Genomic DNA, 5713 nt, shown 5'->3' with positions numbered 1-5713 from the left:
AGCAGGAGTAAAATCGAGTTCTTTCAAAAAGTGACGACCGTGAAAATCAGTCATGGGTTTTCCTTTCAAAATTGGTGTTTTCGTAATGATTGGTAATGTGCGGAGAATATCTCTCCGAATTTCTGGCCGGTGCCGCACCGAAAAGGTCACGGCTGCCGGCCAGAAAAAACATACCCCCCGTGGGCTGCCCCGTTGATAACCTCCGAGGCAGCCCGGAGGGGAAACTTATAACCGCTTACGAGTGGCTCTACTTGTAGAGCGGGTCGCGAGCAATCGGGCAGCTCATGCAGCGCGAACCACCGCGGCCACGGCCGAGTTCGGCGCCGTCAATCTCGAGCACCTCGATACCAGCATTGCGCAGGTTCTTGTTGGTCTCGATGTTGGAGCGGTAGCCCATCACGACACCCGGCGCAATAGCCAGGGTGTTGTTCGCGTCGTTCCACTGTTCGCGTTCGACGTTGAAGTAGTCGCCGCCGGTGGGGGAGACATGGAACTTCACACCCAGCGCCTCGTTCAAGGTATCGACCAGCTTCGTGCCATCGCGGCGAATATCAATGCCGCTGGACTTGGACTCATCAGGACGCAGCGAGAAGGTCCAGGTGTTGTCGATGTAAGGCAGGTAAGCATTCACGACGTCCTCGGAGCAGAACGTAAAGATGGTGTCCAGGTGCATTGCTGCACGAGTCCGCGGAATACGCGCCACGATGACGCGCTCAGCAGCCTTCTTGGCGAACAATTCCTTGGCCAGCTCCGTAGTGGCGTTCAACGAGGTACGCTCGCCCATGCCGACCAGCAGCACGCCGTCCTTCAGAGGCATCACGTCGCCACCTTCGATGAAGGTGTTGGGGTGCCACTTCTTGTCGGGATCAGCGCCGAACCAGATGTTGAAGTCCTCGTTAGCGAAACGCGGGTGGTACTGGTAAATAGCGTGGGTCAGTAGGGTCTCCTGACGGCGGGCCTGCCAGTACATCGGGTTCAGGGACACACCATTGAACACCCAAGCGGAGTTGTCACGAGTGAACTGGGTATTGGGCAGCGGATTGAAGATCCAGTCGTCCAGGTTGTAACCGTCAGGGGTCACAGCCTTCTTGTACACGCCGCCGACTTCATCGGGAATCTCGTCGAGGTTGATACCGCCGATGAGGTATCGTGCTAGTTCCTTGGAGTCCATTTCCGTGAAGTAATCACGGAAGTCCTTGGCGACGATGGGGTTAACCATGTCGTCAGCGACACGGCGATCCAGGATGAACTTGCGGGCTTCCTTGTTATCCAGGATTTCACCCAGCATGACCTGCATATCGAGCACTTCGATGTCGCGGGCCTTCATCTGAGCCACGAAGTCATCGTGGTGCTTCTGCGCTTCTTCGACCCACAAGACATCATCGAATAGCAGGTCCGAGCAGTTTTCGGGAGTTAGTCGCTTATGAGCCAAATCAGGCCTGCAAACCATCACAGTACGCAGAACCCCTGCCTCAGAGTAAACGCCAACTTTGTTGTTCATATTGATTCCTTCCTAACGTAATCGTTGGTTTGGTACGCACGCTGTTCGCCAAAGGGCGCAAGGACTTTTGGTCATCGATACAGCTGTACGAACCGAGCCGGGAGGACCCCTTTGGTCCTCAGGCTGTGTGAATATGAAGTTATTTTTCATGAGACTTTCTTTGGCGATGGCTCGATTCGGTCGGGTGGCCTCACCGGGCCATCGCCAAAGAAAACGCAAGATTCAATTGTCGGTAGTCTTTACAGACCGTTCCAGAACATAGCGCTGATGAAGTCACCCTTGAACACGATGACCCAGATAATCAGCAGTACTGTGAAGGCTATGGCCACGCCCAGGAAAATCTTGTCTTTACCCTGGAAAGCCGGCTGGTCAGGATACTGTTCCTTACGACCCTTGTAATACAGCGGAGAGCCAATCAACCACAGCAAACCGTTGAGGAACAGCAGCCCGATGCCGCCAGCCCACAGCAACCACACTGTGTAGATAGTCGCGATGATGCCAACGCACATCCGGTAGCCTTTAGACGACTTCACGCCTTCCGCTTCGTTGTTTCCCTTCTTGGTCTGAATGATTTGGTAAACGGCGGAAATGACGTAGCACGGAATAATCAGCGAAGCCGCGATAGTAATCAAGTCGGTGTAGCTCGAGGCAAAGCCCAAAACCATGATGATGTAGACGATGGAAGACACAATGTTGGTCACCCACAGAGAAACTGTCGGGGAACCCTTCCGATTCGTCTTGCCAAAGGCCGCCATGATGTTGTGGTCAGCTGCCGGCACGAACAGAATCTCGGAAGCCAGCATGACCCAGGTCAGCATAGCGCCAGCCACGGAAATCAGCACTGCAATGTTGATGAATCCAGCGCCCCAGGGACCGACGGCAGCCGCCATCGCACCACCCATGGACGGATCGGCGAGCCCAGCCAACTCGGGCTGTGCCATCAAGCCATAGGACAGGACGTTGACGAATACCAACAAAGCCAGCACGGTAAGGAAAGCGATAACCGTAGCCTTAGCCACATCGCTGGACTTCTTGGCACGAGTGGAGTACACCGAAGCACCTTCGATACCGATGAACACCCAGACCGTAACCAGCATCATGTGGGAGACCTGAGCCATGACCGGGCCGAGCCCGGCTTCTTCGCCTTCGGGACCAACCTGCACCACGTTGCCCCAGAAGTCAGCCGTAAAGAAACCGACCTTGAAAGCCACAGCAGCACAGATGATAAAGACAACAATCGGAATGATCTTAACCGCAGTAACAATCGTGTTCACAAACGCAGCGGTACGAATACCGGCCAAAATCAGGAAGTGAATCAACCACAGGCAGACCAAACCGAAAATCAACCCCGCGATAGAAACGGAATCTCCTTGCATCAAGCCGGAGAATACCGCGAATCCGCCTAGAGCTGACGTGAAAAAGGCAATGTAAGAGAGGTTGCCGGCCCAAGCCGATAACCAGTATGACCAGGCTGACATAAAGCCGCCGAAGTTGCCCAGACCTTCCCGCGCGTAGCCATAAACACCACCGGTGATGTCTGGACGGGTCGTTGCCAAAGATTGGAACGCGAAAGCCAGCATCAGCATGCCGATGCCAGTAATCAACCAACCTATTAACAGCGGCCCCGGTGCCGCGTTGCCAGCCATCTGGCTCGGTATCCCGAAGATACCAGCACCAACCATGGAACCTATACCAAAAGCAATCAACGGGAATAGGGGAAGTTTAACTTCCTCTGTTTCCGCAACAGCATTGTCGTTGCTCATTCTTTACCCTTCTATATGGAGTGAAGTGTGCGGTCTCGAAAACAGCGCTCTCGGGGTATGCGCCCCCATCGCCACTGCCCTAAAAACATCTGTTGTTTTTCGCACTGATTCATTGTATTACCAGTTCACACGTAAATCGAGAGATTTCAGAATTTGAATAATTATGCGTATACCCTTCTTTGTCCCCCCTGTACTCTGCATTTAGAGAATGCATATATTTTCATGTTACAGTAGGCGGTTTTGGGGTGGTCGCGCTTTCGGGAGGCTGCACAAGCACCGGGCTCTGGCTGCACAAGGTGGGTGGGTTTTTGTTCACTTCGTCAGGCTTTGAGGGGTTCTTGAGTCTGTGCCTGGCAAGTTCTACCACGGGTTGCACAGTCGTAACTGACATTGACATACACGAACAGACTGAAAAATCAGGAAACGGTAAAACAACACCACGCCGAGACGGTGGAAATCATTTAGTAGCGCGCCCGAAGGGACTCGAACCCCCAACCTTCTGATCCGTAGTCAGATGCTCTATCCATTGAGCTACGAGCGCTTCGCGAACCAGTTTAATACAAGCCTTTCTTGATATCAAAATCCTAAAATGGATAGCCACAAATCCACGGCGACTTCCAGGTTACTGTCCAGGAAGTCATAGGCGGAGGTATGCAGGGGCGGCCAATCTTGCCCGTTGCCGATATAGACCATCGCCCCGCTGGCGAGTTTCAAGTAATGTCCGAAGTCTTCCGAAGCTCGGTAAGGCTTTTCCAGGTACACCACCGGCAGCCCCGCACGCTGTGCGGCGGCGGCAACCAGGTCTATTGCCGCGTCATCGTTGCAAGTCTCAGGAAAAACGTCGCAGTCGGTTATGGACAGCAGCAGGGAGGTCTGTTTCGCCAGGTGGGAGGCCTCGTCACAGATTAGGCTCTTTAGCTTGGCCAGGTCGGATTCGTTTTCGGCACGCAGAGTCAGGTTCAGCTCCCCGTGGGACGCCGAAATACCAAAGTCTTTGCGGCCGACTTCGATGCTCACCACCGTGGCCAACACGAAACCCTCAAAACAGGAATGCCGATTACCGAGTCTCGCCACGCCCGCCAAATCCATAACGTAAAGAACCAGCTGGGCAATCGTTTCGCTGGGGTTCACCCCCGCTTCCGGGTTGCTGGCGTGCGTAGTGATACCTTTATACTCCAGGCTCAGCCCTTGCGAGGCACACTGCGACACGCCCCGTTTCAGAGCCGCGCAGCCGCGAGGTATCCCGCTCCAGTTGTGGAAAGCGTAAATCTGGTCGATTGCTTCCCTCTCAATGAGCCGCGAACTGGGGAAACCTCCAGCCCCGGTTTCTTCGGCCGGCTGAAAGATGAGATAAACGTCAGAGGGCACATCGCGCCCTTCCAACTCCAAAGCCAGTCCCGCCAGAGCCGAACTGTGCCCATCATGACCGCACTTGTGCGACACCCCAGGATTCTTAGAGGCGTAAGGCAAATCCAAATCTTCTGGAATGGGCAGTGCATCGTAATCTGCACGAAAACCGATGGAGGGCTGAGCGGGATCCGTTCCCGGAACCTTGACCCAAAACCAACTGCCTTCATCATGAATGACAAAGGAGGTATGTTCGGCTAAAAAGCTCATCAACCTGCGCTTAGTTTCAACTTCTTGCCCGGAGATTTCGGGGTGAGCATGCAGCTCATGGCGCAGCTCTGTCACCAGTTTCAAGTTGTTTTTCTGCATCGTTCTAAGGTTCCTCTTGTCCGCTAACACGCTCAGCCACGGTATTGATTGGCGAGCCTCACTGCTAGTTTAGTCAGGATAAGCTGCGAAGTTGCGGTTCTGGGAAAGTTATCCCAATCCTGCGATAGAGAGCAGGAGTTCGTGAAGTGCTTGGGCTGATTCTTCGTCACGACAAATAATCAGGACGGTGTTGTCCCCCGCTATCGTGCCCAGGACTCCATCAAGGTTTTCCTTGTCGACTATGGACGCCAGAGGGGAGGCCGCCGCCGGGTGGGTGCGCAAAATGACTTGATTGCAAACACAGGTTGATTTCAGCAAAAACTGTTTCACCCAATAGTCCAGACTGCCGTTTAGCGGTTTCGCGCCCTCCGCCGCACCCTCGGTGGGAACCAGGGAATAATGCAGGTTTCCGTCACGGTCACGAATTTTTGTGGCTGATAGTTCTTCCAAATCTCGCGAGAGAGTGGCCTGCGTCACGTTGAAGCCCAGGACGTTGAGGTGATTCTGCAAAGCCCGTTGGGAGCGAATCACGTTTTCTTGCAGCAGCCGGGAAATCACGGCGTGACGGGTCGCTTTCGAGGGGACGACTCGGGGCAAAGTGTCGTCGGTCATAGGCAAATCAACCCCCAATAAAACTGGAACTCGCTCTCTGTAACCTCTAACCTACACCGTGTTGGTGGGGTTCTCTAGTTGGGTGGGTGTTTAAACGGGTTTCGCCCCCCAGGGGTGGGGG

The 5713-nt window shown here is 54.2% G+C and carries 4 protein-coding genes and 1 tRNA gene; all 5 read right to left on the bottom strand.

Going from position 1 to position 5713, the window contains the following annotated elements; translation table 11 throughout:
- Window positions 1-247: 247 nt before the first annotated feature.
- Window positions 248-1501, bottom strand: coding sequence for an arginine deiminase (locus RQ935_RS09755; RefSeq protein ID WP_295028787.1), 1254 nt, complete (start codon window positions 1499-1501; stop codon window positions 248-250).
- A 239-nt stretch (window positions 1502-1740) separates the two neighbouring features.
- Window positions 1741-3264 (bottom strand): basic amino acid/polyamine antiporter, encoded by a 1524-nt coding sequence (locus RQ935_RS09750; RefSeq protein ID WP_311498202.1) that lies wholly within the window; start codon window positions 3262-3264, stop codon window positions 1741-1743.
- A 468-nt stretch (window positions 3265-3732) separates the two neighbouring features.
- Window positions 3733-3805, bottom strand: a tRNA-Arg gene (locus RQ935_RS09745).
- A gap of 35 nt (window positions 3806-3840) precedes the next feature.
- Entirely contained in the window at window positions 3841-4980 is a 1140-nt protein-coding gene (locus RQ935_RS09740; RefSeq protein ID WP_311498201.1) for a M20 family metallopeptidase, read from the bottom strand.
- Between the two features lie 108 nt (window positions 4981-5088).
- Window positions 5089-5592 (bottom strand): arginine repressor, encoded by a 504-nt coding sequence (locus RQ935_RS09735; RefSeq protein WP_295028793.1) that lies wholly within the window; start codon window positions 5590-5592, stop codon window positions 5089-5091.
- Between the last annotated feature and the right edge of the window lie 121 nt (window positions 5593-5713).

The sequence above is a fragment of the uncultured Mobiluncus sp. genome (assembly GCF_963511525.1).
GTDB lineage: Bacteria > Actinomycetota > Actinomycetes > Actinomycetales > Actinomycetaceae > Mobiluncus.
The sequence above is the reverse complement of the archived record's forward strand: the minus strand, read 5'-3'. Positions and strand labels throughout refer to the sequence as shown.

Excerpts from the sequence above, each read along its gene's own strand:
- RQ935_RS09755 (WP_295028787.1), bottom strand. The coding sequence starts at position 1,501 with ATGAACAACAAAGTTGGCGTTTACTCTGAGGCAGGGGTTCTGCGTACT.
- RQ935_RS09750 (WP_311498202.1), bottom strand. The coding sequence starts at position 3,264 with ATGAGCAACGACAATGCTGTTGCGGAAACAGAGGAAGTTAAACTTCCC.
- RQ935_RS09740 (WP_311498201.1), bottom strand. The coding sequence starts at position 4,980 with ATGCAGAAAAACAACTTGAAACTGGTGACAGAGCTGCGCCATGAGCTG.
- RQ935_RS09735 (WP_295028793.1), bottom strand. The coding sequence starts at position 5,592 with ATGACCGACGACACTTTGCCCCGAGTCGTCCCCTCGAAAGCGACCCGT.